Origin of the sequence: Rheinheimera sp. NSM (genome assembly GCF_052380015.1) — a bacterium.
GTDB lineage: Bacteria > Pseudomonadota > Gammaproteobacteria > Enterobacterales > Alteromonadaceae > Alishewanella.
The window spans coordinates 128,418-151,291 of the sequence record NZ_JBQTCI010000007.1 but is presented as its reverse complement, the minus strand read 5'-3'; the positions used below and the strand labels follow the sequence as shown (position 1 = coordinate 151,291).

25 protein-coding genes are annotated in these 22,874 nt (G+C 50.2%); 10 read left to right on the top strand and 15 right to left on the bottom strand.

Annotation, left to right across the window (positions count from 1 at the left end):
- The first annotated feature begins 9 nt into the window (after nt 1-9).
- Complete coding sequence (locus ACTZWV_RS17520) at nt 10-471, top strand: DUF4920 domain-containing protein (protein ID WP_444787774.1); 462 nt, start codon at nt 10-12, stop codon at nt 469-471.
- Here ACTZWV_RS17520 and ACTZWV_RS17515 read toward each other — a convergent pair.
- Both ACTZWV_RS17515 and ACTZWV_RS17510 read right to left on the bottom strand, forming a co-directional pair.
- On the bottom strand, nt 468-938 hold the full coding sequence (locus tag ACTZWV_RS17515) for a hypothetical protein (RefSeq protein ID WP_444787773.1): 471 nt from the start codon (nt 936-938) through the stop codon (nt 468-470). The two genes, ACTZWV_RS17520 and ACTZWV_RS17515, sit on opposite strands and share 4 nt — an antisense overlap.
- A complete protein-coding gene (locus ACTZWV_RS17510) occupies nt 931-1,470 on the bottom strand; it encodes a DUF6942 family protein (RefSeq protein WP_444787772.1) in 540 nt (179 codons plus the stop codon). The genes ACTZWV_RS17515 and ACTZWV_RS17510 overlap by 8 nt, the downstream gene beginning before the upstream one ends.
- 113 nt (nt 1,471-1,583) lie before the next feature.
- On the opposite strand from ACTZWV_RS17510, the gene ACTZWV_RS17505 reads away from it, so the two are divergent.
- Entirely contained in the window at nt 1,584-2,447 is an 864-nt protein-coding gene (locus ACTZWV_RS17505) for a DUF817 domain-containing protein (protein WP_444787771.1), read from the top strand.
- Between the two features lie 53 nt (nt 2,448-2,500).
- On the opposite strand, the gene ACTZWV_RS17500 is transcribed toward ACTZWV_RS17505, so the two are convergent.
- From ACTZWV_RS17500 to ccoG, 3 genes are read right to left on the bottom strand one after another with little or no spacing between them, the layout of a single operon-like run.
- Complete coding sequence (locus ACTZWV_RS17500; RefSeq protein WP_444787770.1) at nt 2,501-3,142, bottom strand: thiol:disulfide interchange protein DsbA/DsbL; 642 nt, start codon at nt 3,140-3,142, stop codon at nt 2,501-2,503.
- 49 nt (nt 3,143-3,191) lie between these two features.
- Entirely contained in the window at nt 3,192-4,187 is a 996-nt protein-coding gene (locus tag ACTZWV_RS17495) for a serine/threonine protein kinase (protein ID WP_444787769.1), read from the bottom strand.
- An 8-nt stretch (nt 4,188-4,195) separates the two neighbouring features.
- On the bottom strand, nt 4,196-5,617 hold the full coding sequence (gene ccoG, locus ACTZWV_RS17490) for a cytochrome c oxidase accessory protein CcoG (protein ID WP_444787768.1): 1,422 nt from the start codon (nt 5,615-5,617) through the stop codon (nt 4,196-4,198).
- A 268-nt stretch (nt 5,618-5,885) separates the two neighbouring features.
- On the opposite strand from ccoG, the gene ACTZWV_RS17485 reads away from it, so the two are divergent.
- The gene (locus ACTZWV_RS17485; protein WP_444787767.1) at nt 5,886-6,248 is read left to right on the top strand and encodes a hypothetical protein; all 363 of its coding nucleotides are present in this window, start codon (nt 5,886-5,888) and stop codon (nt 6,246-6,248) included.
- A 14-nt stretch (nt 6,249-6,262) separates the two neighbouring features.
- Nucleotides 6,263-6,685, top strand: coding sequence for a DUF3010 family protein (locus tag ACTZWV_RS17480; RefSeq protein WP_305557209.1), 423 nt, complete (start codon nt 6,263-6,265; stop codon nt 6,683-6,685).
- Between the two features lie 13 nt (nt 6,686-6,698).
- Here the strand turns inward: ACTZWV_RS17480 and ACTZWV_RS17475 are convergent, their stop codons facing one another.
- From ACTZWV_RS17475 to ACTZWV_RS17460, 4 genes are all read right to left on the bottom strand, one after another.
- Nucleotides 6,699-7,043 carry a ribbon-helix-helix protein, CopG family gene (locus ACTZWV_RS17475; protein ID WP_444787766.1) on the bottom strand — a complete coding sequence of 115 codons (345 nt, stop codon included), beginning with the start codon at nt 7,041-7,043 and terminating at the stop codon, nt 6,699-6,701.
- The gene (locus tag ACTZWV_RS17470; RefSeq protein WP_305557215.1) at nt 7,000-7,698 is read right to left on the bottom strand and encodes a nucleotide-binding protein; all 699 of its coding nucleotides are present in this window, start codon (nt 7,696-7,698) and stop codon (nt 7,000-7,002) included. The genes ACTZWV_RS17475 and ACTZWV_RS17470 overlap by 44 nt, the downstream gene beginning before the upstream one ends.
- 183 nt (nt 7,699-7,881) lie before the next feature.
- Complete coding sequence (locus ACTZWV_RS17465; protein ID WP_444787765.1) at nt 7,882-8,655, bottom strand: peptidylprolyl isomerase; 774 nt, start codon at nt 8,653-8,655, stop codon at nt 7,882-7,884.
- 74 nt (nt 8,656-8,729) lie between these two features.
- Complete coding sequence (locus ACTZWV_RS17460; protein ID WP_444787764.1) at nt 8,730-10,724, bottom strand: DNA topoisomerase III; 1,995 nt, start codon at nt 10,722-10,724, stop codon at nt 8,730-8,732.
- A gap of 167 nt (nt 10,725-10,891) precedes the next feature.
- On the opposite strand from ACTZWV_RS17460, the gene ACTZWV_RS17455 reads away from it, so the two are divergent.
- Both ACTZWV_RS17455 and ACTZWV_RS17450 read left to right on the top strand, forming a co-directional pair.
- A complete protein-coding gene (locus ACTZWV_RS17455) occupies nt 10,892-12,664 on the top strand; it encodes a hypothetical protein (protein ID WP_444787763.1) in 1,773 nt (590 codons plus the stop codon).
- Complete coding sequence (locus ACTZWV_RS17450) at nt 12,657-13,736, top strand: MBL fold metallo-hydrolase (RefSeq protein ID WP_444787762.1); 1,080 nt, start codon at nt 12,657-12,659, stop codon at nt 13,734-13,736. Before ACTZWV_RS17455 ends, ACTZWV_RS17450 begins: the two co-directional genes overlap by 8 nt.
- 14 nt (nt 13,737-13,750) lie before the next feature.
- Here the strand turns inward: ACTZWV_RS17450 and ACTZWV_RS17445 are convergent, their stop codons facing one another.
- Together ACTZWV_RS17445 and ACTZWV_RS17440 are read right to left on the bottom strand one after the other, a co-directional pair.
- Nucleotides 13,751-14,029, bottom strand: coding sequence for a superinfection immunity protein (locus tag ACTZWV_RS17445; protein WP_444787761.1), 279 nt, complete (start codon nt 14,027-14,029; stop codon nt 13,751-13,753).
- A gap of 3 nt (nt 14,030-14,032) precedes the next feature.
- Nucleotides 14,033-14,188, bottom strand: coding sequence for a hypothetical protein (locus ACTZWV_RS17440; RefSeq protein WP_444787760.1), 156 nt, complete (start codon nt 14,186-14,188; stop codon nt 14,033-14,035).
- Nucleotides 14,189-14,367: 179 nt separating this feature from the next.
- On the opposite strand from ACTZWV_RS17440, the gene ACTZWV_RS17435 reads away from it, so the two are divergent.
- Together ACTZWV_RS17435 and ACTZWV_RS17430 are read left to right on the top strand one after the other, a co-directional pair.
- Complete coding sequence (locus ACTZWV_RS17435) at nt 14,368-14,892, top strand: RNA polymerase sigma factor (RefSeq protein WP_444787759.1); 525 nt, start codon at nt 14,368-14,370, stop codon at nt 14,890-14,892.
- Complete coding sequence (locus ACTZWV_RS17430) at nt 14,882-15,466, top strand: hypothetical protein (protein ID WP_444787758.1); 585 nt, start codon at nt 14,882-14,884, stop codon at nt 15,464-15,466. The genes ACTZWV_RS17435 and ACTZWV_RS17430 overlap by 11 nt, the downstream gene beginning before the upstream one ends.
- Here ACTZWV_RS17430 and ACTZWV_RS17425 read toward each other — a convergent pair.
- The 4 genes from ACTZWV_RS17425 to ACTZWV_RS17410 form a co-directional block, all read right to left on the bottom strand.
- A complete protein-coding gene (locus ACTZWV_RS17425) occupies nt 15,459-16,562 on the bottom strand; it encodes an SLC13 family permease (protein WP_444787757.1) in 1,104 nt (367 codons plus the stop codon). The genes ACTZWV_RS17430 and ACTZWV_RS17425 overlap by 8 nt on opposite strands.
- Nucleotides 16,563-16,574: 12 nt before the next feature.
- Nucleotides 16,575-17,132, bottom strand: coding sequence for a hypothetical protein (locus ACTZWV_RS17420; RefSeq protein ID WP_444787756.1), 558 nt, complete (start codon nt 17,130-17,132; stop codon nt 16,575-16,577).
- A 106-nt stretch (nt 17,133-17,238) separates the two neighbouring features.
- Nucleotides 17,239-18,186, bottom strand: coding sequence for a glycoside hydrolase family 16 protein (locus tag ACTZWV_RS17415; protein ID WP_444787755.1), 948 nt, complete (start codon nt 18,184-18,186; stop codon nt 17,239-17,241).
- Nucleotides 18,187-18,281: 95 nt separating this feature from the next.
- Nucleotides 18,282-19,085 (bottom strand): kinase, encoded by an 804-nt coding sequence (locus ACTZWV_RS17410; protein WP_444787754.1) that lies wholly within the window; start codon nt 19,083-19,085, stop codon nt 18,282-18,284.
- 39 nt (nt 19,086-19,124) lie between these two features.
- On the opposite strand from ACTZWV_RS17410, the gene ACTZWV_RS17405 reads away from it, so the two are divergent.
- Nucleotides 19,125-20,432, top strand: coding sequence for a short-chain fatty acid transporter (locus ACTZWV_RS17405; RefSeq protein WP_444787753.1), 1,308 nt, complete (start codon nt 19,125-19,127; stop codon nt 20,430-20,432).
- A gap of 149 nt (nt 20,433-20,581) precedes the next feature.
- A complete protein-coding gene (locus tag ACTZWV_RS17400; RefSeq protein ID WP_444787752.1) occupies nt 20,582-22,705 on the top strand; it encodes a TonB-dependent siderophore receptor in 2,124 nt (707 codons plus the stop codon).
- Nucleotides 22,706-22,874: the final 169 nt, after the last annotated feature.

Below are 22,874 nucleotides of genomic sequence, written 5' to 3'. Positions count from 1 at the left end.
AGAGATGATATGGGCAAAAACCTTTTTACTATGTTGCTGGCTGGCGCCGTATTTACGCTGCAAGCAACGCCGCTGAGCTTTGGCCCGGCGTTTGATAAAACCAGGGTGGTACCGGTGGCTGAGATCATTGCCAACCCGGCAGGTTATCTGCAGCAGGAGATTACGGTTAGCGGCAAAATTCAGGCTGTGTGTAAAAAACAAGGCTGCTGGATGACGTTGGCAGCAGCGGAAGATGAACCGGCTTTTCGCATCAAAGTACGCGATGGCGATATGGTATTTCCGCTTAGCAGTATGGGCAAAACAGCTTATGCACACGGCCGCCTTCAGCCGCTACCGATGAACTTGCAGGCCAGTATTGATTATCTGGCAGAACAGGCAGAAAAAAGCGGTAGCGTATTTGACCCGACAAAAGTCACAGAGCCGGTAACGCTGTATCAACTGGTGCCTACCTCAGTGGAAATAACCGACTAACTCAGGCTGTTTAACCGCAGTTGCACCAAATAGCGTCGCAACTGCGCTACCCGCTGCGGCCGGTTAAACAACTGATACAATTGCAGCCAGTCAGCCGGCGGCATCCAGCAGATACTGTCCTGCCAGTGGCAACGCTGCGGATTAAATTGCCAGTTGGTTACTGCATCACCCTGTTTTACCGCTATACCGGCCATGACTTCAATATCCGGCCAACCTTCTCGATTGAAGCAGGCAAAATGCGCCGAAACATACTCGGCATGGGCAGGTGTTGTCTGCGGCGTAAACCTGACGGACAACAGTTGGCATATCCGGGCAAAATCCTGCTCTGTGCAAACGATATCAATATCATTTGGTGTATTTTCCAGCCCAAGTTGCCACAACAGGCAACTGCCGCCGACACCAAACTGCAAGGGTTGCAGCATAGTGCACAGTTGCTGTAGTTGTACCGTTAAAGAGTTGTTATTCATCTAATGCCTTAATCAGCTGTGCCAAAAAAGCCAACTTTTCGTTATTCAGCTGGCGATAGTCAAAGTAAGGACAGACTAACAGCCGGTTGTGTTTATCTACGGCAAATTCATTATTCAACCAGCTAAGCTGTGCCGGTAAACCGGCCTCCAGCAATGCTTTGGCATGAGCACGGCCGGCAATAATATGTACGGTTTTCGTCTTTGGCTTAAGATCCGGCGCACTAAATACTAATGCCGTACTGCTACCGGCCTGCAATAAATATTGCTCACGATATTGTTGCCAGCTACCGGCTTGCTGCGCAAAGGCAAATTGCTTAGCATCCAGCACAAACAGTAGTTTGGCATAGACATTAAATACCTTGCGCCAGCCATTACCACAAGCCCGGTTGATCAGCTCTATCTCGCCACTGTGCAGTGCTTGCACTGCCTGTAAGCCGGCATACTCTGCCATGGGTGGCCGGTTAGCGATATATACACGGATGCAGGCCGCGGTATCACCAAAGCCTGAAGCTGATATTAATAGGGTTTTCATAGCGTTGCTCAGCGGTAATTCAGCTGACTACTCTAACATAAGCTTTTATATAAGCGCTTGCCTGCGGCGTTATCGCAGGGTAATTTTAGTTATCACTTTGCCATGGACTGCTTATGTCATCTTTTTCCGTTGTTGCCGTTAACCGGTTGGATAGCTGGTTGATGCAGGTTACCCCGCCGGCCGATACCCACGGCTTGCGTCGCATCTGCTGGGAATTGTGGTTTTTTGGCCTGAAGCAGGCGCGGGCCTGTTTATTTGTCGCGTTGTTTTTTGCTTGTGTACTGCTGGTGCCACGCAGCGGCATTCTGGCGATACCGCGTTATGATGTATTGCTGATATTGGCGCTGCTTATTCAGTACTGGATGGTGTGGAGCAAGCTGGAAACTGTTGATGAGCTAAAAGCTATCTGCTTGTTTCATCTGGTGGGTTTTGCGCTGGAGGTGTTTAAAACCTCAGGCGCCATTCAGTCCTGGAGTTACCCCGACTTTGCTTACAGTAAGGTATTTGGCGTACCACTGTTTGCCGGTTTTATGTATGCCGCGGTGGGCAGTTATATTATCCAGAGCTGGCGCTTAATGCAGCAGCGGGTGATGCATCATCCGCCGTACTGGATGGCGGTGCTGGTGGCGCTGTTAATTTATGCTAATTTTTTCAGCCATCATTATATCGGGGATTATCGCTGGTACATTGCGGCCGCTACCCTGGGGCTATATGCCCGCACTGTGGTGTACTTTACGCCGCTGGATCGCGAACGCAGCATGCCGCTGTTGCTGGGTTTTGTGCTGGTGGGCTTTTTTATCTGGCTGGCAGAAAATATCAGCACCTTTATGGGGTTATGGAGCTACCCGAACCAACTCGGTGCCTGGTCGGTGGTGCACTTGGGTAAGTGGAGCTCATGGTCGCTGCTGGTGATTATGACCTTTACCATAGTGGCACAGCTGAAATACGTAAAACAACGCATTGAGGTACCGCGCTGAGTTCTGCATAAACAAAAGGCAGCTTATCGCTGCCTTGGTATGCATCAACCGGTTTAAGCGTCTTTTTGCAGCAGGTAGTTAACCAGCTCCTGTAATTCGGCTTCCATATTTCTCTTATCCAGCGCCGCGTTGTTAATTTTATACTTACCGTTTACTACCAGCATAGGCACGCCGGTTAAGATGCGTTTTTCAGATAACTCATCTTGCTCTTTCTTCATCTGATTAGCCGCACCACGCACGGAAAAGCTCTTCATGGCTTTATCGTAGGTTTCGCCATCAATATCATGGATCAGCACCAGACTACGGATATCGTTTTCATTGGCAAAGGGGGCGCGGTTGCGGTGGATCTGGTTAAAAATAGCACTGGCTACCTGGTCACCTTTACCCTGGCTCTTTGCTACCAGGTAAGCGCGGGCCAACGTGTTTTGCAGCTCAGGCGATGCCGCACGGATAAAATCAACATGGACTTTCTTAAACTCAGCATCGGCCGGCAGCTTTTTTGCCAGGCTCTGGGCTATCGGCTCAAACGCATTACAGCCGCCGCAGTAAAACGAGAAATACTCTTTTACTTCAGCTTTGGGCGTAGCTTGCTCAGCAATAACATCATAATGTTTGCCCTGTTGAAACTTACTGTTGGCAGACACCGCCAACGGCAGCAACAACGCAAATACACATACAGATAACAGCTTTTTCATCTTGGGTAATGTCCTTTGGTAGGCAATTAAGCCACAGCTTAACAAAAACTCAGTAGTATGGCACCAGTGAAAGCGGTGCTTGTTGTAAGCAAAACAACTGTTCTTTTAACGCTACACATTGTTGTTCCCAGTATTTGTCTGTGGCAAACCACGGAAAGTTCATTGGAAAGGCCGGATCTTGCCAGCGCCGTGCCAGCCACGCCATATAATGCACCATGCGCATAGCGCGCAGCGGTTCAATTAACTTTAGTTCAGCCGGGTCAAATTCACAGTATTGCTCGTACTCTTCCAGCATAAGTTCAAGCGTATCGCGCTGTTGCAAACGATCACCGGAGAGCATCATCCAGATATCCTGGATCGCCGGGCCGCTGCGGCAATCATCCAAATCAACAAAAAACGGGCCTTCATCGACGTAGAACAAATTACCGGCGTGGCAATCGCCATGCAACCTGATCAGCTGCCCCGGGCGGTACTGTTGAGCTGCCAACTCAATAACCTGGTTAAGTGCGGTATCAAAGGCCGGGCGTAAATACGCCGGAATAAACTCCAGTGCATGCAATACGTCGCGGCTTTGCAACAGATGGCTTTCGACACTGAATGCCGGGCGCTGCGCGAATGCCTTCGCCTTACCTACCTGATGCATACGGCCGAGAAAACGGCCCAACATGGCAAGCTGATCATCATTGTCGATTTCCAGTGTTCTGCCGCCGCGGCTTGGAAACAGCGCAAAGTGATAGCCGCCGTATTGCAGTAGTGATTGCCCGGCTATTTTCAGCGGTGCTACCACCGGAATATCCGCTGCCGCCAGCTCAAAAGCAAAATCATGTTCTTCCTGCAGCTGCAGTGCGCTCCAGCGCTGTGGCCGGTAGAACTTCACCACAAATTTCTCCGGCCGCAGCGCATCCGCACGATAGGCACTAAATTGATAGACGCGGTTTTCGTAGCTGTTCAGTGCCAGCAAACCGGAGCTGACATCCAGCCCCAGCTGCTGTAAAGCATCAATAATCAAATCAGGTTGCAGCGTGGAAAAATCAAAGGCCGTCATAGGGCTCCTTAACGGCCAACAAAGAATTTCGTGGCTTGCTCAAGTTTAATGTCCGGATTGTCCGTTTGCTGCACGGTAAAGCTGATGTCCAGGCTGCGCTGTTCCGTGGCGTAAGGGTCTAACGCTAAACTAATGGTTACACTGCGCGTTTCACCGCCGTTCAGGCTGGCCTGATGCGGCCCTATCCAGCTAAAGTTTGCGCCACCGGCCACACTCAGATCAAACTGCACTGCTTGCTGCGACTTATTCGAGATACTCAGGGTGTAGGTGTTCTCAACCAGGCCTTCGTTGGTTTCGCGAAACAGCGCACCGCGATCACGGATAATATTCATTTCAAACGGCACCCGGCTGTACAGTGTCCAGACAAAGGCACCACATACCACTATCAGCACCAGCAAATAACCCAGCAGCTTGGGCCGTAGTACTTTGGTTGGCTTGCCGTTTAAGCTGTGCTCGGTAGTGTAACTGATAAGCCCTGTCGGGTAGCCCATTTTTGTCATGGTATCGTCACAGGCATCAATACAGGCGCCACAGTTAATACATTCGTACTGCAGGCCGTTGCGGATGTCGATGCCGGTGGGGCACACCTGCACACAAAGGTTGCAGTCGATACAATCCCCTAAGCCTTTGTCTTTATAGTCTTTGTCTTTCCGGCTGCGCGGACCGCGGTTTTCGCCGCGCTTTTCATCATAGGTTACAGTAAAGGTGTCTTTGTCAAACATGGCTGATTGGAAGCGGGCGTAAGGACAAATGTGCGTACACATAATTTCGCGCATCCAACCGGCGTTGCCATAAGTACACAGAGTAAAAAACAACACCGATACCACCGCCCAAAACCCGGCCTGCAACGTAAAGAATTCGGCAAACAAGGGCCCGACCGGCGTAAAATAACCGACAAAAATAAGTGCAGTTAACAAGGAGAATGCCAGCCAGCAAAAATGGGTAGCCGCCTTTTTAACAAATTTGCTGCCAGACCAGGGTTCGGTATCCAGCTTCATCCGTTGATTGCGCGTACCCTGAATTTTTTCTTCAAACCAGATAAAGATAAAGGTCCACACCGACTGTGGGCACAAATAGCCACACCAGACCCGGCCGTAAAAAGCGGTAATAAAGAACAGCGCATAGGCGGCAATAATAAAAATCCATGCCAGAATGGTAAAATCCTGCGGCCATAGCGTCAGCGCAAAGATATTAAATTTCTGCTCGGTAATATCGAGCAAAATGGCTTGATGGCCGTCATAGCGCAGCCAGGGCAGCAACATAAACAGCCCCATAAACACAAAGCCCATATAACGGCGGATCGCCTGATGCAGGCCTTTAACTGCACGCACATAAATACGGTCACGCGGATTATACTGCCCGGTTGCAGCAGGCTGATGTACCTCAACATGTACCGGAATGTTTCTGATATCTATCTTTTGCTGATCCACCAATGACTCCGTTTACTGCTTGTTGTGTCCGCTGCAGAGTATAACAGCTTGGACACCGGATTTTTTGACCTGTGACAAAGCAATATCCATGCCTGCCGGCCAGGTACTTTTTTGGTATAAATCAGCCTGAAAACGTAAACAAGGATGACAGCAGCTACAAATACTGCAAACAAAGTTGACAGTATTGCAGATATCATCGTCGTTACGATGCAGATTGTTACGCGATCCGCTACAATGGCGCCGTTGTGTTACCGGAGTATGTAAGCTGATGAAAAAGTTCTTCTGGCTGGTTGTAGTGGTGTTGTTAGTTATTACCTTTTCCGATCATGACTTGATTAGGCCACATAAAGAGCAGCTGTTTGAATTGGTTATGGATAAAGCCGCCATTGCCGGAGACAGCAAAGAAGCTGCGCTGCGTAGTACGCGCAAACAACTGGCTACCCTGGCAGAACAATGGGGTGACGGACAGCGGGCACAGTTAGAGAAAGCAGCAGCCAGTATCGACAGTTTGAAAAGATTCCGCCGTGATTATTGTGTAAATAAAGACTTTAATCCGATCCTGTACGGTGAGCCGCTCAGAGAAAGCTGCAAGATCATTGAAAGCCATTACGACAATTTAAACCAACCTTAAACAGAGGACTGCCCATGCGCACATGCGGAATCGAAATTAAAGGCAGTGAAGCCATTATTTGCCTGATGACACTAAAAGATGGTTTATTTGAACTGCCGGATTGCCGCCAAACCCGCTTTGCCCTGAGCAAAGATCAGGAGCAACAGCAGATGCGCCATTTTCAGTTCACCTTTGCCAAATTTATCGAAGATTATCAAATTACCCAGTTGGTGATTAAAGACCGGCCACAAAAAGGCAAATTTGCCGGCGGCGCAGTTGGCTTTAAAATAGAGACTGCGTTGCAACTGATTGCCGGTTGCCAATGCAGCATTATCAGCTCTACCGAATTGAAAGAGAAATTAAAGCGTCATCCGATACCGGTAGATTTTAAAGCCACCGGCCTGAAAGCCTTCCAGGAAACGGCATTTTTAACCGCCTATGCCTTTCTGGCAAAGTAATACCGAACTGCTGCTATTTATCCTGCTCTGAGGTTGGATGGCGGCTGTTGTAATCGGTTAAATCCACAGTTACCGCTCTGCCGGCTTGTAAAATAAGCTGCCGGATCAACTTAGACTTCGCTTCGCCGGTTACCCTGCTTAACTCATTTAGCGCGTCTATCGCTTCCTGGCTCAGCGTAAAAGTGGCATGGCGCATTGGCAAGCGGCTGCTGTCATCATCCTGGGGTAACTGACGGCGCAAACTGACAATACGCGGCATACCCATCGCATAATTGTTTGCGTCGTCAATAAACTCGTCTGCCGTAAAACCGGGCTTACCGGGCGGCTGCGACTTTTTCTTCAGATCTGTCAGCGCCATCGTCTTGTATCGCCTTCATAGCCAGTAGCTCAGTCACTATATCACGTATTTCCTGCGCGGCTTTGCCGTCAGGCTCTACATCCATGACCGACAACCCTTTCTCTTCACTGTCATCGTAAGTGTTACGGTTATAAGTAATGGCATTTAACACGCGGATATTAAATGACTTACATACTTCTTTTGCGTCCAGAATACGCCCGGCTTGGTTTGGCAGCGACGGTGCCTGGGTAATAACACAGCCGACAATCATATCCGGATTCACTACATTACAGGCACTGACTAAGTCTTCCAGGTGCTCTAAGGTCTTCAAGTCACGGCGTTTCGGCCGCAGTGGCAGCAATACATGGGTTGCCACGACCATAGCAGACCGTAAGGCCACACTATCCTGGCCACCGCAGTCCACAATAACCACGTCGTAATGCATTTCGAGACTTTTTAGTTCGTAACGGATTTTGCCGTACATCTGCACACAATTAATCCACGGCAGAGCAGGGTCCAGATGCCGCTCCTGCACCCAGTCTGACGAGGTTCTTTGCGGGTCACAGTCTACCAACATGACGTTAGCGTTTTTTTCGCGCGAAAAATATACTGCGATATTTTGTGCCAGGCAGCTTTTGCCACTACCGCCCTTTTCTCCACCAACTAACAATATCATCAGGCTACCCTCATCTACACAGCCTATACTGTGGCATAAGTACTGTGGATTAAGTGTAGATGACATCGCTAGGATGACCAGCGAAACAACATAAAGAATTTATCTAACCAAATGCTTTAAAACGGAATAATTGTAGCCAAAACAAAAACGGAGCCGAAGCTCCGTTGCGGGTTACAACGCTGATTAGCGGCGTTGTCTAAATGCCAATAAGCCTAACGGCAGCAAAAACCAGCCAAAGCTGCCACCGCTGCTGCTCTCATCACCGCCGGCGCTACCACTATTAGTGGTTGGTACCAGCGTCAGACCTGAGATGGTGTTTGTGCGATTATCAACAACCACTACAGACTCTATAACGACAAAGTTATCTGCAACCAGTGGTTTATTGTCATCGTAGTCCGAATCGGAGTAGTTGCGTAGTGGTAGCTCGTCTTTCTCAGTAGAGCTAAATGCAAAAAAATCATATTGCGGTAGTGAAGCTATAGCATCAATTACATCCATATCACTGCTACTGATCTGGCCAAAGACAGTAAAACCACTGTTTTGGAAATCCAAATTAGAAGCGTTGTTTTTCAGGTTAATAAACCACTGGTTTGTTGCACTGTTTGGGTTACCAGCTTGTTTTGCCATAGCAATGGTAGCGCGTACATTAGACCATTTCGGCTCGTTAATAATGGCCGGATTGGTTGGTCTGGTTTTGAGGGGTAACTGCTGGTCAAACTCAAAACCACCGCCTTGAATAATAAAACCCGGCACAGAGCGATGAATGACCGTGCCGTTGTAGCGCTCTGCGCTGACATAGTTAAGGAAGTTTTGTACTGTTACCGGCGTGCTTTCGTCGTACAGGTTAATTTCAAACTTACCTAAGTTAGTCGTTACTTCTACTATGGTTGCCTGTGCCAGACCGCTGCAACTTAGCAGCGATGCTGCCAGCAGCATTTTTAACAGCTTTGTGGCCATTGTATTGTTTCCTGTTTGGTTATTTGTGCTGCAGCATAAGGCAAGCTGCAAAAAAAAATCCAGCAGGATAACAATTAATTACGCTTTGCCGTTGTACGGTTAACGGCAGTGCGGTTAGCAGCCTTGCGTCTGGCAGTGCCGCTTTTAGCTTTAGCCGCAGCTTTACCACCACGCCAGCGCCGTGCATTTTGTACCGGCAAACCGGTTGGCGTAACGTTGGCGGCCTGCTGCACCAACTGTGATAACTCGGTAATCAAAGGCTGCATAAAGGCCCGGTAACTTTGCTCACGTTGGCAAATAGCATTTAGTGCCGCTTCCCAGCGGGCTGTCATATCCGGCAATGAAGCTTGCTCCGGCAAGGCGGCGATAAGTGCCTTGCCGGTATCGGTGGCATTAATCAGCTTGCCACGGCGCTGTAAAAAACCGCGCTTAAATAACAATTCAATAATGCCGGCGCGGGTTGCATCCGTGCCCAAACCATCGGTGTCGCGCAAAATTTTACGCACCGCTTCATCTTTGACATAACGGCTGATGCCGGTCATCGCGGCTAACAAACTGGCATCGGTAAAAGCCGGCGCCGGCCGCGTCTGTTTTTCCAATAGCTGTGCAGCTGTGCAGAGTAATTGCTGGCCATGTTTTAAAGCTGGTAAGGCGGTTTGCTGCATCGCCGGGTCGGTTTGCTCATCCAACGGTGTTGGCTCTGCATCGCGGCGAAATAATTGCTTCCAGCCGGCTGCCTGTTCTGTGCGGGCTTTAGCGATAAAGTTGCCGCCGGCAATAGTTAACTCTACCAGGGTATCGCTGTAACAAAATGGCGGATAAAACTGCGCCAGATACTGCCGCGCTATCAGTTGATACAGCCGCTGCTCCGCCACATTCAAACGGCTGAGCGGCTGGCGTTTCCCGGTCGGAATAATGGCATGATGCGCCTCTACTTTACTGTCATTCCAAGCTTTACTGATAAGCTTAGTATTTGCCTCCTGCACCGCGCCGGCCAAATCAGGGTCGTTGGCTGCTATAGCACCACATACCTCAACAGCTTGTTTCAGTTGCTCCCGCGGCAAATGCCGGCTGTCAGAACGCGGATAGGTAATCAACTTGTGCCGCTCATACAATTGTTGGCAGCTGTCCAGCACCTGCTGTGCTGTCATACCGTAACGCTTGCCGGCGTCTATCTGTAACGCTGACAGATTATACGGCAGTGGCGCAGCCTGCTTACCGTCTTTGTGCTGCAACTTACTTACTGCTGCCGGCTGGCCGGTAATTTTCTGTTGTACTTTTTCCGCCAGAGCCTTCAGCAATACCCTGCCTTCTTCATCCTGCCATGGCGCGCAGGCCGCACTGGGTTGCCATAGTGCGGAGAAACGTTGCTTATCAGCGGTTTCTACCTCCGCCACAACCTGGTAAAACGGCTTGGCGACAAAATTTGCAATCTCCAGATCCCGCCTTACCACCAACCCCAGCAGCGGTGTTTGCACGCGGCCAACCGATAATACGCCCTGATAGCCGGCTTTTTGCCCCTGCAAAGTATAAGCCCGCGTCATATTTAAGCCATATAACCAATCAGCACGGCTGCGGGCTAATGCCGACGTGGATAAGGGCACAAAATCTTTATTCGGCTTTAACTGACTCAGAGCCCGCTTAACCGCCGGCGGGTTCAGATCGCTGATCAGCAGCCGCTGCGTATTGGCCAATTTTGCGCCGTTAACGCCACAGTAGGACAGTACTTCGTCGACCAGCAGCTGGCCTTCGCGGTCGGGATCGCCGGCATGCACCAGGCTATCTGCTTGTTTTAACAGTTTTTTAAGTACGTTAAGCTGCTGTTCAGCTGACTTACGTACCTTTAACACCCATTTCTGCGGTACTATGGGTAAGTGCGTGGTTTGCCAGCGTTTGTAGTCAGGGTTATAGTCTTCCGGTTCGGCCTGTTGTAATAAATGGCCAATGCACCAACTCACTACATCACCATTGGCAAGGCGGATAAAACCGTTATCTTTATACTGCGGCTTTGGCAACACAGCAGCAATGGCCCGGGCTAATGCCGGCTTTTCTGCAATATACAGGATCATAGTGGCACTCAACTGTTTTTATATACAGTAATTTAGTCCTGAAGCGACCAGGTTGCAAAGAAAATGTAATTTAAATTTGGTTTTAAGCTAAAAGTGCTTAAAATGTTGCCGATAACAAAGCGGTATTTTTTTAGTACTTCCATTCAGTTCAGTTGGATAAATAAACCATGCAATATAGTGAAGTTAAGAAAATCTGTGATGAACTGCATAAAACAGGCAAACCCGTTTCATTAGATTATTTAATTTCTCAGGTACCCGGCGCCCAGGCCAGCCTGGTGGTGCATTACCAGAAGTGGCGCAATGAACAGGCAAACCGCACACCGGCCCCCGCTGAACCCCCGACAGACAGCATGTTTAGCGCCGACTTTATCAGCGCCTTTCAGCGTGAGTCTGAGCAATATGCTAAAAAACTGACCGACCAACTGAACCAGCAACTGCAACAAGCGATGCAGGCTGAAGTGCTGGCCGCAGAGCATAATCGCGAACTGCAACAGCAAGCTGAGCAATTAGAACAACGCAAAGCCGAGCTGGAAAACAGCTTGCAGCAACAACAGCAACAACTGTCGACTCAGGCTGAAAAGTACGCCGCGCTGAACGAAGAACGTGACCACGCCGTTAAACTGAGCCAAAACCAGCAGCAGGAGCTGGACAGTACGAAGAAGCTGTTGGATGAGCAACAACAAGCCTTAGCAAAAGCTGAGCAGGAGCTGCAAAGCAACCAACAAGCATTGGCGGCACTGCAAGCCGAATTAAAAACAGCCCAACAAGACGCAGAACAAGCTAAGAAAGCCGCAGAAGAGATCCAGCTGAAAGTAATTAGCCTGCAACAAGCCCAGGATGAACTGGAAGAACAACTGCAAAACGAACAGCAGTTGAACCAGCAAAAACTGCAGCAATTACAAACCGAGCTGGCTGCTGCCGAGCAAGAGCTGGAACCGCTGCAACAAAAGTTAAAAGCGGCTGAGCAGGCAGAGCAGCAAATAAAAACGCTACAACAAGCGGAGGCTAAGGTAAAAGCCGAGCTGGAAGCCGCGCAACAAACCAGCAAGAAAGCTTTACAGGACCTGCAAACCCGCGAGCATGACGTTACCGAGCTGCAAGCGATGCTGGATGAGTTTGAAAGCAAACTGCAGCAAGCCACTAAAACTGAAACCCAGGCCATCGCGTTAACCAAGCGGTTGCAGGCACAGCTGGATCAATTACAAAAATCATCAAATGATCAGGGCAGTGTAATAGCAGACCAAGCCGGTATGGCGGATCAACATAACGCTTTGCTGGAAGAGCGCGATACTGCGTTGGCGCAGCTGGCGGAGTCGCAAAAACGCACAGAAGCATTGATAAAAGAGCGTGACACCGCCCTTGAGCAGCTTGAACAAGCAAAACAAGACGTTGTTGACGGCGCTCAGTTGCAACAAGCTCCATCTGCCGACACATCTGCTGAACTTGAAAAGTTGCAACAGCAGCTGGATGAGTATGAGAAACAAATATCTGCGCTGCAAAAAGAGCGCGAAACCGCAAAACGCGAAGCCGCCGAGCAACGTGATGCCGCATTAAAAGTGCAGGAACAGCTGGACGCGATGCAAAAAGCACAAGTCAGTGACGAGGCCGACGAGGCCGATATTCACGCCACCCTGGCCCAGCTGAAATCAAATAACGCCATGCTGAAAGAGCAAAGCGCTATTACCGCGAACCACCAGGCCGAACAGCGCGAAACCATCAAGCAACTGCGTGAAGAACTGCAACAGCAGCGCGACAAGGTGCATGATATGCAACTGGAACAGGACAAGCTTGCCAAGCAAAAAAGCCAACTGGAGCAACAGGTTAGCTTTGTTAAAGATAACGCTGCCGCTACCATTGAGCGCTTAACCCGTTATCGTGAACAAGCGCAGGAAAAAATCGAGAAGCTGGAGAAAAAGCTGAGTAAAGCTTCAGATGCCTGACCGATCGAATCCGGGTATTCTGTTTTTAGCGATGCTGCTTGCCGGCATCGCTTTTATCCCATCCTGCAGTACACCGAACAAAGTGCAGCAAGTAAGCGGGAAACCCGACAACGCCGCCAACATAGTGCAAAGCGGCGGTTATTTTCAGAATATGTACCGCGGCAATATTCCCTATCCGGCCAACTGTGAACAAAATTGCTATCAGCCACATCCACTGGTTGATTGCCAGCCTTCTGCTGAGCAATGCCGCTACACCGGTGAGCAACACTTGCCAGAGCTAAAAAGTGGTTTTACCGTACACTGGCTGGGCCATGCCAGTTTCAGCATTAAGACACCGGATGGCCAGCAGTTACTGCTGGATCCGGTTACCGGTCAGTTTGATTGGCCGGTGAACTGGGCCGCACATTTAGTCGGAACCAGGGCGCGGCGTACCACGCCAACACTCAGCACAGAACATTTAGCTGCTACAGATGCGGTACTCTACTCTCATTTACACTATGACCATTTCAGTACCCGCGATATTAAGCGCATTGGCACCAAAGCACATTATTACCTACCTTATGGCATGGCTTCCTATCTGCCTGGCGGTGGCTACAATGCTACGGAGATGGCTTGGTACAGCAGTGCCCGGCAAGGAGAATTGAGTATTCATGCTCTACCGGCACGGCACTTTAACAGCCGCACTCTGCGTGATGAAAATCAGGCACTATGGGCCGGCTGGCTGATTCAACATGATAATACAAAGTTGTTTTTTGCCGGCGATACCGGCTATTCGCAGCATTTTAATGATATTAAGCAAAAATACGGCGCGATAGATATCTGTTTGCTGCCGATAGCATCTTACCATGGCCCGAATTACCGCGCCGTGCATATGACTCCGGAAGATGCGTTGATGGTAGCCAATGAGCTGGGCTGCAAAGTAATGATCCCCTGGGGTTATGGCAACGCCAGCTGGCAGATGGGTGATATCAGCTCACACTCGGCACTACTGCGGTTGTTACATATGCAGCAGCAACTGGATAGCCAGGTGCCGCTGCTGATTTTAAACGAAGGTGATAGTGTCGCGTTATAGTTTACCACTGGCCATTACAGCACCGGTTTTAACCGGGCTTTAGCGGCCAGCCTATTACTCAGTTTGCCGGTAACCGCCCACACCAACAGCGCCAGCCAGGCTATCCAGGAAAAACCAGCCGGAATATTCAGCAACGCAATTTTGCCCAAATGCTGGCGGTTAAACAGCAGTGCCAACAGACAGGGTAAAAACCATACGGTTAAAAAGAACAGGCCAAAGCCAACTAAAAACAGCACATCAGCCTGTTGCCAGGCGGTATTAAAAGCAGCGATAAATTGGTTTAAGGTTTCCATGTTTTAGTCCTCCTTAGTGGCTTTTTTAACGGCCGCTTCAATCACCATGGCAATCAGCCACATGGCCGCAAAGAAGATGCCGAAAGATACTAACTCGTTGTTATCGGCCTGGTACCATGCGGTCGTAAAGGGTGTTATCAACTGTTGTAAGGTTTCCATTTGTATATCCTCGTTGTTATAAAGTAGTCATCAGTTAAGTCGTTGATTTTTTTTCAGGTGTTACAGATTATTTTTTTATTTTTTTATGTAACACTTGGCGGCAATCAACAGACTTAACGGGTAGGCGCAGTAAAAAGCGGCGTAACCAGACACAGCACTTAACAGCAAGGCAGCATCGTTTGACAACAGGACTGAATAGCGCGCAAAGCGCGAGCGATTTTGTATTACAGCTGTGGCAACAGCATCAGGGCGCCATTTGCCGCGCATTATTGGCCAACGAAGCCGACCCGGCAGCGCGGCAGGATTTAAAACAGGATATTTTCCTGGCGCTGCACCAGGCGGCTGAGCGGTTACAGGCGGCTGAGCTGCCAAGGGCCTACCTGTTTCGCATCGTGCATAATGTAACGGTAGACCATATTGCCCGCGCGCAGCGCCACAAGTGGCAACCTTTAGATGACGAGATACAACAAAGTCTGTTGGATGACTGCCCGTCAGAGCAACTGGATGAGCAGCAGCAAAGCCAGCAGTTAATGCAGGCGGTGCGGCGCTTATCAGCGGCTAACCGCCAGGTGATTTTGCTGGCAATGGAAGATTTGGCTGCACCGGAGATAGCAGACATTCTGCAGATCAGCCAGGGTGCGGTAAGGGTGCGGCTTAACCGCGCCAAAACAGAACTGATGGAGTTAATGCAAGATGGCCGATAATTTTGACTTTGCCGCGCTGGCAAAAAGCTGGCAGCAACAAGTTACGCCTGCTGAAGAGGCGCCAACCAGCGCAGATTTAGCTCAGGCCAGCCAGCGCCAGCGCGAGCAAAAGCTGCTGATGTATGGCGAGTGGCTGGGAGCGGTGATTATGGCCGTTACGGCGCTGTTGTTGCTGTTTAATCTGCCCGGCTGGTTAGGGGGCATTTCGGCACTGTTTCTGGCACTGGGGGCGTTAAGTACGGTTTATATCAGTTGGCAGGTACACCGGCCTATACTGGCCTATGACAACTGGAGCAGCAGCGGCTTACTGCACTTCCGGCTTAAGGCCTGCCAGCTTAGCCTGCGCTATTATCGCTATACCCAGCTAAGCTGTGTGGCGCTTATACTGTTTACGCTGATCCTGTGGTTATTACACCTGTGGCAATTGGAAGACACACCACTGACGCTGCTGCTTTTTTACAGCCTGATTGTATCGCCGGCCTGTATATTTGGCATTTACCGGTTGCAGCAAAAAGTGCGGTTAAAAACCGCTGAGCTGGCGCACTTGAATACACTTGCAGAAGACTTTAACTAAGCAGCCAACCCAACATTAAGCTGCCGGCAAACACCGGCAGCGACCAGTAATGAAACTCGCGCCATAGCCCTGGCTGTTTACTAAGCCGCAGGGCAATTAAATTCGCCAGCGAGCCAATGGCCAAACCAAAGCCGCCTACTGTTACGCCCCAGCTCAGTGCACGCCAATCATCAGTAAAGTGCTGCAGAAAAATCGCCGCCGGCACATTGGAGATAAGCTGCGACAACAGTGCTGAACCGGTGTAGCTGCCATTTGGCAACGCCATTAACTGAGCCGCCAGTTGCTGCATTGCCGGTAATTGCGCTAACAAGCCTAAATCAATAAACATCAGCATAAATACCAGCAACAGTAGCCAGTCAATACCGCTAATAACAACACGCTTAAACAGGGTATAGGCCAGCAGTACGGCTAGCGCAGCATAGGGCGTCAATTGGTATTCCATCGCCAGAATAAACAGCGGATACCCGGCCAGCGACCAGCCAAACAATCTACCGTTATCACTGTTGTTATTATGCGGCACGGCAATACTGAACTTGTGTGAGCCAAAAGCTACACCGCTTAACAGCAAAATCAGCAGCAATAAGCTCAGCGCTAACGGCGCCATCATCAGCGTAAATTGCCAGAAGCTGTAGCCGGAGGCCTGCCACAGCAGCAGGTTTTGCGGGTTGCCCACAGGCGTTAAACCGGAACCGGCATTGACCGCCAGCGCGAGAAAAATAATCAGCCGCCCTACCGGTAACCCGGTTAAACGGCCAATGCTTAACGTAATGGGTAGTAGAATAAATAAGGCTACGTCATTGGTAACGATAGCCGCCAATAGGGCTGCAAACAATAACAACAACACTGCCAGCATGCGTTCTGAATGGCAACACGGCAGCAACCAGGCGGCAAAACGGGCCAGATAACCGCTGTCTTCCAACGCCCGGCTTAGCAGCATTAAACCGGCCAGCGCCGTTACCGTATGCCAATCAACCAATGCAACAACATCAAACGGCGCTGTGGGCTGTAGCCATAACAATAGCGGCAGCAATAATAACAACGTCAGTAGCAGGAAATCTTCAGTTAAGCGGGACAACAAGCGGCGCATTATTGGCATAGTGACATATCTTTACTGCAAAAACCGTTGGCTGTCGTCTATGCTGCACTGGGCAACGGGCTGCGGTTGATTTTCACGATCGACCAGCCAGCACTCATTATAAATAGAGCAGTAACATAGCTCTATGCTTATCAGATGATCCTGAGAGTAGTGTTTACTATAGAAAGCTGCATTATTGATTTCTACCGGATTAATCTGCTTTTGTGCCGGTAACACCGTAGTGCCGATATGCGACTGCGCCATACCTTCGTTTGCTATGCCGTACTTGGCGAACAAGGTTTGCCAATTTGGGATGGCTTCGCCGTTATAAGTTACCCGGGCGTACTGAATAAGCGCTGGTCCGGTGCCGTTGTTTGATACCAGGTAGCGAAAATAACTCTTACTATCATGGCCCCTGGCAATTTCTATCCGCGGCCAAACGGAAGAACGGGCATAAGCCCTGTCAATAAACGCAGAGTAAATACTAACAAAGGCAGTAATTAAACTGACGATCAGTGCCGAGCCGGCAATAATCATTTCCGGGTTTTTAAAACTGTAACGTATTGCCATATCATAACGTTTTTGTTGCATTCTGATACTGCCCACTGTACCGCAGGAATGTTGACAGCAACAAGTACTCAGAAGTAAAACGGCTACGTTAAGTAGCCGTGGTAAAGCAGAGCTTAAGTAGAATTGCTTACAAACCGCAGTAAGGCGCTAAACCTTTATCGGCCACCTGATCGACAGCACGTTGTCCGCCTGCACGCAGTGCGGCGACTTTGGCTTCTACGTCAGTGGTACTGAGCAGTTGATCTTCAACATGCAGCACCCAGTCGATATCCTGCTGATACTGCCGCGACTCAGTTGAGTCAATCGGGCCAATCGAGCCATCGGCGCCTTTGGGCATAAACCACAGATTAAAATTCATCGACATCGGCACTTCCGGTGCCACGGCAGCGCTGTGATCGCCGACTAAGTTACCGTCGACATAGTAGCGTACCGCCTCAGCGGTAACATTCATCACCAACGTATGCCAGCCGGCATAATCACCCGGTACCCGGCTGTATTCGTTAACCTTGGTCCAGGGCTCCAGCTGAAAGGTCTCCCAGGTGGTGGTCCACATCGCACTGTCACTGTTTTCACCCCAGCCGCCGTTAGGCAGATACTCAAAATCCACTTCGCTATAATCCGGGTCAAGTGGCGCGGCCAACGGGCTGATGGCATAAAAGGTCTGGATCACTTCATCGCCATCCGGGCCATAAGTGGGTTCGTTGCGAAAAAACACCCGCGCAGCATAAGTGCCATATAAATATTTACGTGCATGGCAAATTTGCGTATGGCGGGTGCCGGCACCGCTACCATCGGTTATTGAGCTCATACGGGCAATGCCAAACTGTGCAGCCTCCGGAGCCGGGTGCACACTGATGCCCTCAGCTGACCAGGCGGCACCGGCAATGCCGGGGTGGCCGGTTTCCGTGCGCGCCGTCCAGCCGTTAGCAAGTAAGGCGTCGGTATCGGCATAATTAAAATCGTCAAACATTAGCCCGGCCTGGTCAGCTACTGCAGAGCTTTGCTGCCCACTGGTAACAACAACTTGTTCGCAGCCCGCCAGTAACAGCAACACAGCAAGTGATGAATAGCGCATAGTTTTTCCCCGTTTATTGTTTGAAAAACAGCCTAACGGCAAAATGACAACGCTGTCAATTGCTATTTGATAACTTTAACCTCAGCCGGCATTAATTATCTGCTGCTGATTAATGTCATATTTTGTTGCGAATCCAGGCTGATAATATAATCAGCCTGCTGTGGCAACTGCTGCCAGCTGGCTTGTGTTAAGCGCTGAAATGACAACATAAAACGTGCCAGTTCAGTATCTGTCATACCTGTACCGCGGTTTTGCCACAGCTGCAGTTCCTGTTTGGCGCGCCAGCGGCAGACGCAATCCCAGTCCGGCGCTTGTAGCCAAAGCAGCGATTTAACTAAGCGCCGGTATTCTGCGTAAGGCCCGGCCAGTTGCGTATTAACGTATTGCCGCCAGCGGCCGTCAGCATCTTCGTGTGCTTCGAGCTCATTAACCGGTGTCGCCAGTTCTGCTTCAGCCTGCGCCGTTACACCCAGGCACCAGCCTTCAACAATCAGGATATCCAGTGTTTGTGCCGGTAAGGTAGCCGCAGGCTCATCCAACGCTTTATCAAACTGTGGCAACATCACCGGCACACCGGCCAGCACCGCTTTGGCATCGTTAATTGCTTGCTCAATATCATGAGTTCCCGGCACACCGCGCTGCGCCAGCAATGGATGGATATGCAGCGCCAATTGCTGGCGTCGGGCTTTACTCAGGTAGTAATCGTCCAGCGATACCGTTTGCGCCGCCAAACCTGTGGCGCGTAACTCTGCCGCCAGCAAGGTAGCCAGGGTGCTTTTGCCACTGCCCTGAGCACCGCTGATACCAATGACTGCCGGTAGGCTAAAGTCGGATTGCAGTTTTTCAACCAACTGCGCTAAGGTTGTCTGGTACTGTGCGCTACTGCGAAAATCAGTCATGTTAACCATCCGGACAAATAACAGAATAATGAGTCTACTATGCTAAACGCCGCTGCCAAACCCCTTGTTAAACTGGTAGAACGCTACCTGCCCGATCCGTACATCTTTGTGTTACTACTCAGCATAGTGGTTTTTGCCGCAGCAGTGTTGTTTGAGCAGCAAAGCCCGCTGGCCGTTATAGGCTATTGGGGTGATGGCTTCTGGGGCTTACTCGGTTTTTCCATGCAGATGCTGCTGGTACTGATTACCGGCTTTATGCTGGCTAATACGCCGCTGATCACAGCCATATTAAACCGTCTTGCCGCACTGGCAAAAACGGCCGGCCAGGCCATAGTGCTGGTAACGGTAATTTCATTAATTGCCAGTTGGTTAAACTGGGGTTTTGGTTTAGTTGTCGGCGCTTTATTTGCCAAAGCCTTAGCACGGCGCATTAAGGTCGATTACCGCCTGCTGGTGGCCAGTGCCTATTCCGGTTTTGTGGTATGGCATGGCGGCCTGGCGGGCTCAGTGCCGCTAACTATCGCCACACCAAACCATTTCAGCGAAGCCCAAATTGGCATTATTCCGACCAGCGAAACCATTTTTGCCGGCTTCAACCTGTTGTTAGTCGCGCTGCTGTTTCTTGCCGTACCGCTGGTGAATTATCTGATGTTACCGGCAAAAGGCGACAGCGTGTATGTTGACCCGGCAAAACTACAGCCTGCTCAGCCGTTAGACACCGGCAGTGCGCGGCCGGCCGATAAGCTGGAGAACAGCCTGGTGCTGGCTTTGTTGGTCGGCTTTGCCGGTATTGCCTACTTAGTGCAGTACTTTGCTAAAGGCGGCACATTGAACCTGAATATCGTTAACTTCTTATTTTTGTTTCTTGCCATAGTACTGCACGGCACGCCAAGGCGCTTACTGCACAGCCTGCAACAGGCGATTGCCGGCGGCGCCGGTATTGTTATTCAGTTTCCGTTTTATGCCGGCATTATGGCTATTATGGTGCAATCCGGCCTGGCACAGAGTATGTCGCAGTGGTTTATCAGCTTTGCCAGCGCTGAAAGCTTAGCCTTTTGGAGCTTTATCAGCGCCGGTATTGTGAATATTTTTGTGCCCTCCGGTGGCGGCCAGTGGGCAGTGCAGGCGCCGGTAATGTTGCCGGCGGCGCTGGAGTTGGGCGCTGATGTTAGCCGCATTGCCATGGCCGTAGCCTGGGGCGACGCCTGGACCAATCTTATACAACCGTTTTGGGCCTTGCCGGTACTGGCCATTGCCGGCTTAAAAGCCAAAGATATTATGGGTTTTTGCCTGCTGCAGCTCATTGTTACCGGAGTGATTATCAGCCTGGTGCTGAGCTTTGCCTGAGCCGAAACAGTAGGCTGTTAACAGCAGCCGCAATTTAAACTAACCGCCCATAGGAGCGGCTTACCGCAAGCTAAACTTAATACTATTGATAATGGTTATCATTAATGTATGATCATCGGAACTTTTTGGAGGTGGTCATGCAGTATTCGATGAAAAAACTAAAACTGGTGCTGGCAATACAACTGGCGTGTTTACCCGCAGCGGCTATTGCGGCTGATACGCAGAAAAACGACGACAAAGCAGTGGAAACCATTACCGTACGCGGCCAATACACGGTAAATGAAACCATCGATACTGCAACCGGCCTGGGGCTAACCCTGCTGGAAACACCGCAATCGGTTAGTGTGATGACAGCACAGCGGATAAAGGATTTAGACATCAGCTCTATTGCTGATGCCGTAATACAAACGCCGGGGTTATCATCCAAATCCTTTGACAGCACACGTAATACGTTCAGCGCCCGTGGTTTTGATATCGATAAGTTTCAGCTCGATGGCGTACCTATGGCCTGGAGCCTGGCCGGTGACTCCGGCGAAACCATTACCGATGTCGCCATTTACGAGCGGATTGAGGTAGTGCGTGGCGCTACCGGCCTGTTAACCGGTGTCGGTGAGCCGTCAGCATCAATTAACTTAGTACGCAAGCATGCTAACGCCCGTGAGCTGACTGGCAGCGTTAACGGCGGTATTGGCAGTTGGAACAAACGCTTTCTGACTACCGATATCAGCACACCGCTGACAAGTGATGGCAACGTGCGCGCCCGTATCGTGGCGAAAAAAGAGCTCAGCGACAGCTTCCGCGATTTGGCCAAAGAAGATAAAACCGTACTGTACGGCGTGCTGGATGCCGATTTAAGCAACAGCATGACATTAAGCCTCGGCAGCAGCTATCAGGATAATGACCCAACAGCCTCGACCTGGGGTGCACTGCCGCCATTATTCAGTGATGGCACGCCAACTGACTGGGATCGTGATACTACGACCGCCGCAGATTGGACGCGCTGGGATTCGACCAGCAAAAACCACTTTATCAGTTTAACTCAGCAGTTTAATAACGGCTGGCAGCTCAAAGTTAACCTGAATCACAATAAAAACACCGCCAATACCCGCCTGCTGTATATCTATGGCGCTGCCGACAAAGACAGCGGTGAAGGCCTGATCGCCTGGCCGTATAACAGTGACGGTTTTAGCAAACAAACCAGCGTCGATATTCAGCTACAGGGCAGTTACGCTCTGCTCGGCCGCGAACATGAGTTTGTTGTGGGTGCCTTAGACAGCAGACAGCAATCTGAAGTGCAAACCCATGCCGCCCTGGTCTGGCCCGGTACCGGTAACTTTTATCAGTGGGACGGCAGCGTGGCTGAGCCGGGTTGGGCCACAACGGCGGAACAGGCGGTTAATCTGGATACCGATCAGCGTGGCTTCTATGCAGCAACGCGCTTTGCCATTACTGAACAACTTAAGCTGATTGCCGGTGGCCGCTACACTGAGTGGCAACGTGCCGGCATAAACTACGGTGCAGCGCTGGATTTTGGTGACGATAAGTTTGTGCCTTATGTTGGCCTAACCTATCAGGTTGCAGAAGACCATATGTTGTATGCCAGCCATACCGAAATTTTTACACCGCAAAATGCCTATGATCGCAACGGTAATTTCCTCGATGCCATAGTCGGCAGCAATCAGGAAATTGGCGTGAAGAGCAGCTTCCTCGACGGCGCACTGCAAACCGCCTTTGCCGTGTTTCGTATAGAACAGGACAACCTGGCGCAGGCCGATAGTGACTACAATGATCCGGCGAATAACTTCTTTCCGTCGTTTGCCGCCAGAGGCTCAGAAAGTAAAGGCTTTGAACTGGAAGTAATTGGTCGCGTTAACGAAAGCTGGAATATCAGTGCCGGCTATTCGCAGTTTACTGCTGAAGATCGCGATGGCGCAGACATTAATGTTAACCACCCGCGTAAGAAGCTGAACCTGTTTTCCACCTATGAGTTTAGCGACATGCTGGCGGGTTTAACGGTTGGCGGTGGTTTAAGCTGGGAGAGCGAGTCGTACAGTGATGTAATGGCGCTACCGGTAACTGGTTTGCCATACCAGGTTGAACAAGACAGCTTTGTGCTGGCTAGTCTGATGGCACGTTATGAGATTAGTAAGCAGCTTTCCCTGCAGTTAAATGTGCATAACCTGTTGGATGAAAACTATTACAGTGGTTTAACCCAACAGTATAACTACGGTGCACCACGTAACTTCAGCCTGGGCGTAACCTGGGCGTTCTAAGTTGAAAGTTGATGATAAAAAGGCCGCGATTGCGGCCTTTTTTATTAAAAAACAGCTAGCGGTTATAGCAAAACACAGCGCGCTGACAGCCCTGTAATGGCGTTTAGCAAGCGCAACAGTACAAATGATAATTAGTATCAATCACAATAGCGGTTGATAAGGATTCCTA

Excerpts from the sequence above, each read along its gene's own strand:
- ACTZWV_RS17520 (WP_444787774.1), top strand. The coding sequence starts at position 10 with ATGGGCAAAAACCTTTTTACTATGTTGCTGGCTGGCGCCGTATTTACG.
- ACTZWV_RS17515 (WP_444787773.1), bottom strand. The coding sequence starts at position 938 with ATGAATAACAACTCTTTAACGGTACAACTACAGCAACTGTGCACTATG.
- ACTZWV_RS17510 (WP_444787772.1), bottom strand. The coding sequence starts at position 1,470 with ATGAAAACCCTATTAATATCAGCTTCAGGCTTTGGTGATACCGCGGCC.
- ACTZWV_RS17505 (WP_444787771.1), top strand. The coding sequence starts at position 1,584 with ATGTCATCTTTTTCCGTTGTTGCCGTTAACCGGTTGGATAGCTGGTTG.
- ACTZWV_RS17500 (WP_444787770.1), bottom strand. The coding sequence starts at position 3,142 with ATGAAAAAGCTGTTATCTGTATGTGTATTTGCGTTGTTGCTGCCGTTG.
- ACTZWV_RS17495 (WP_444787769.1), bottom strand. The coding sequence starts at position 4,187 with ATGACGGCCTTTGATTTTTCCACGCTGCAACCTGATTTGATTATTGAT.
- ACTZWV_RS17485 (WP_444787767.1), top strand. The coding sequence starts at position 5,886 with ATGAAAAAGTTCTTCTGGCTGGTTGTAGTGGTGTTGTTAGTTATTACC.
- ACTZWV_RS17480 (WP_305557209.1), top strand. The coding sequence starts at position 6,263 with ATGCGCACATGCGGAATCGAAATTAAAGGCAGTGAAGCCATTATTTGC.
- ACTZWV_RS17475 (WP_444787766.1), bottom strand. The coding sequence starts at position 7,043 with ATGGCGCTGACAGATCTGAAGAAAAAGTCGCAGCCGCCCGGTAAGCCC.
- ACTZWV_RS17470 (WP_305557215.1), bottom strand. The coding sequence starts at position 7,698 with ATGATATTGTTAGTTGGTGGAGAAAAGGGCGGTAGTGGCAAAAGCTGC.
- ACTZWV_RS17465 (WP_444787765.1), bottom strand. The coding sequence starts at position 8,655 with ATGGCCACAAAGCTGTTAAAAATGCTGCTGGCAGCATCGCTGCTAAGT.
- ACTZWV_RS17460 (WP_444787764.1), bottom strand. The coding sequence starts at position 10,724 with ATGATCCTGTATATTGCAGAAAAGCCGGCATTAGCCCGGGCCATTGCT.
- ACTZWV_RS17455 (WP_444787763.1), top strand. The coding sequence starts at position 10,892 with ATGCAATATAGTGAAGTTAAGAAAATCTGTGATGAACTGCATAAAACA.
- ACTZWV_RS17450 (WP_444787762.1), top strand. The coding sequence starts at position 12,657 with ATGCCTGACCGATCGAATCCGGGTATTCTGTTTTTAGCGATGCTGCTT.
- ACTZWV_RS17445 (WP_444787761.1), bottom strand. The coding sequence starts at position 14,029 with ATGGAAACCTTAAACCAATTTATCGCTGCTTTTAATACCGCCTGGCAA.
- ACTZWV_RS17440 (WP_444787760.1), bottom strand. The coding sequence starts at position 14,188 with ATGGAAACCTTACAACAGTTGATAACACCCTTTACGACCGCATGGTAC.
- ACTZWV_RS17430 (WP_444787758.1), top strand. The coding sequence starts at position 14,882 with ATGGCCGATAATTTTGACTTTGCCGCGCTGGCAAAAAGCTGGCAGCAA.
- ACTZWV_RS17425 (WP_444787757.1), bottom strand. The coding sequence starts at position 16,562 with ATGCCAATAATGCGCCGCTTGTTGTCCCGCTTAACTGAAGATTTCCTG.
- ACTZWV_RS17420 (WP_444787756.1), bottom strand. The coding sequence starts at position 17,132 with ATGCAACAAAAACGTTATGATATGGCAATACGTTACAGTTTTAAAAAC.
- ACTZWV_RS17415 (WP_444787755.1), bottom strand. The coding sequence starts at position 18,186 with ATGCGCTATTCATCACTTGCTGTGTTGCTGTTACTGGCGGGCTGCGAA.
- ACTZWV_RS17410 (WP_444787754.1), bottom strand. The coding sequence starts at position 19,085 with ATGACTGATTTTCGCAGTAGCGCACAGTACCAGACAACCTTAGCGCAG.
- ACTZWV_RS17405 (WP_444787753.1), top strand. The coding sequence starts at position 19,125 with ATGCTAAACGCCGCTGCCAAACCCCTTGTTAAACTGGTAGAACGCTAC.
- ACTZWV_RS17400 (WP_444787752.1), top strand. The coding sequence starts at position 20,582 with ATGAAAAAACTAAAACTGGTGCTGGCAATACAACTGGCGTGTTTACCC.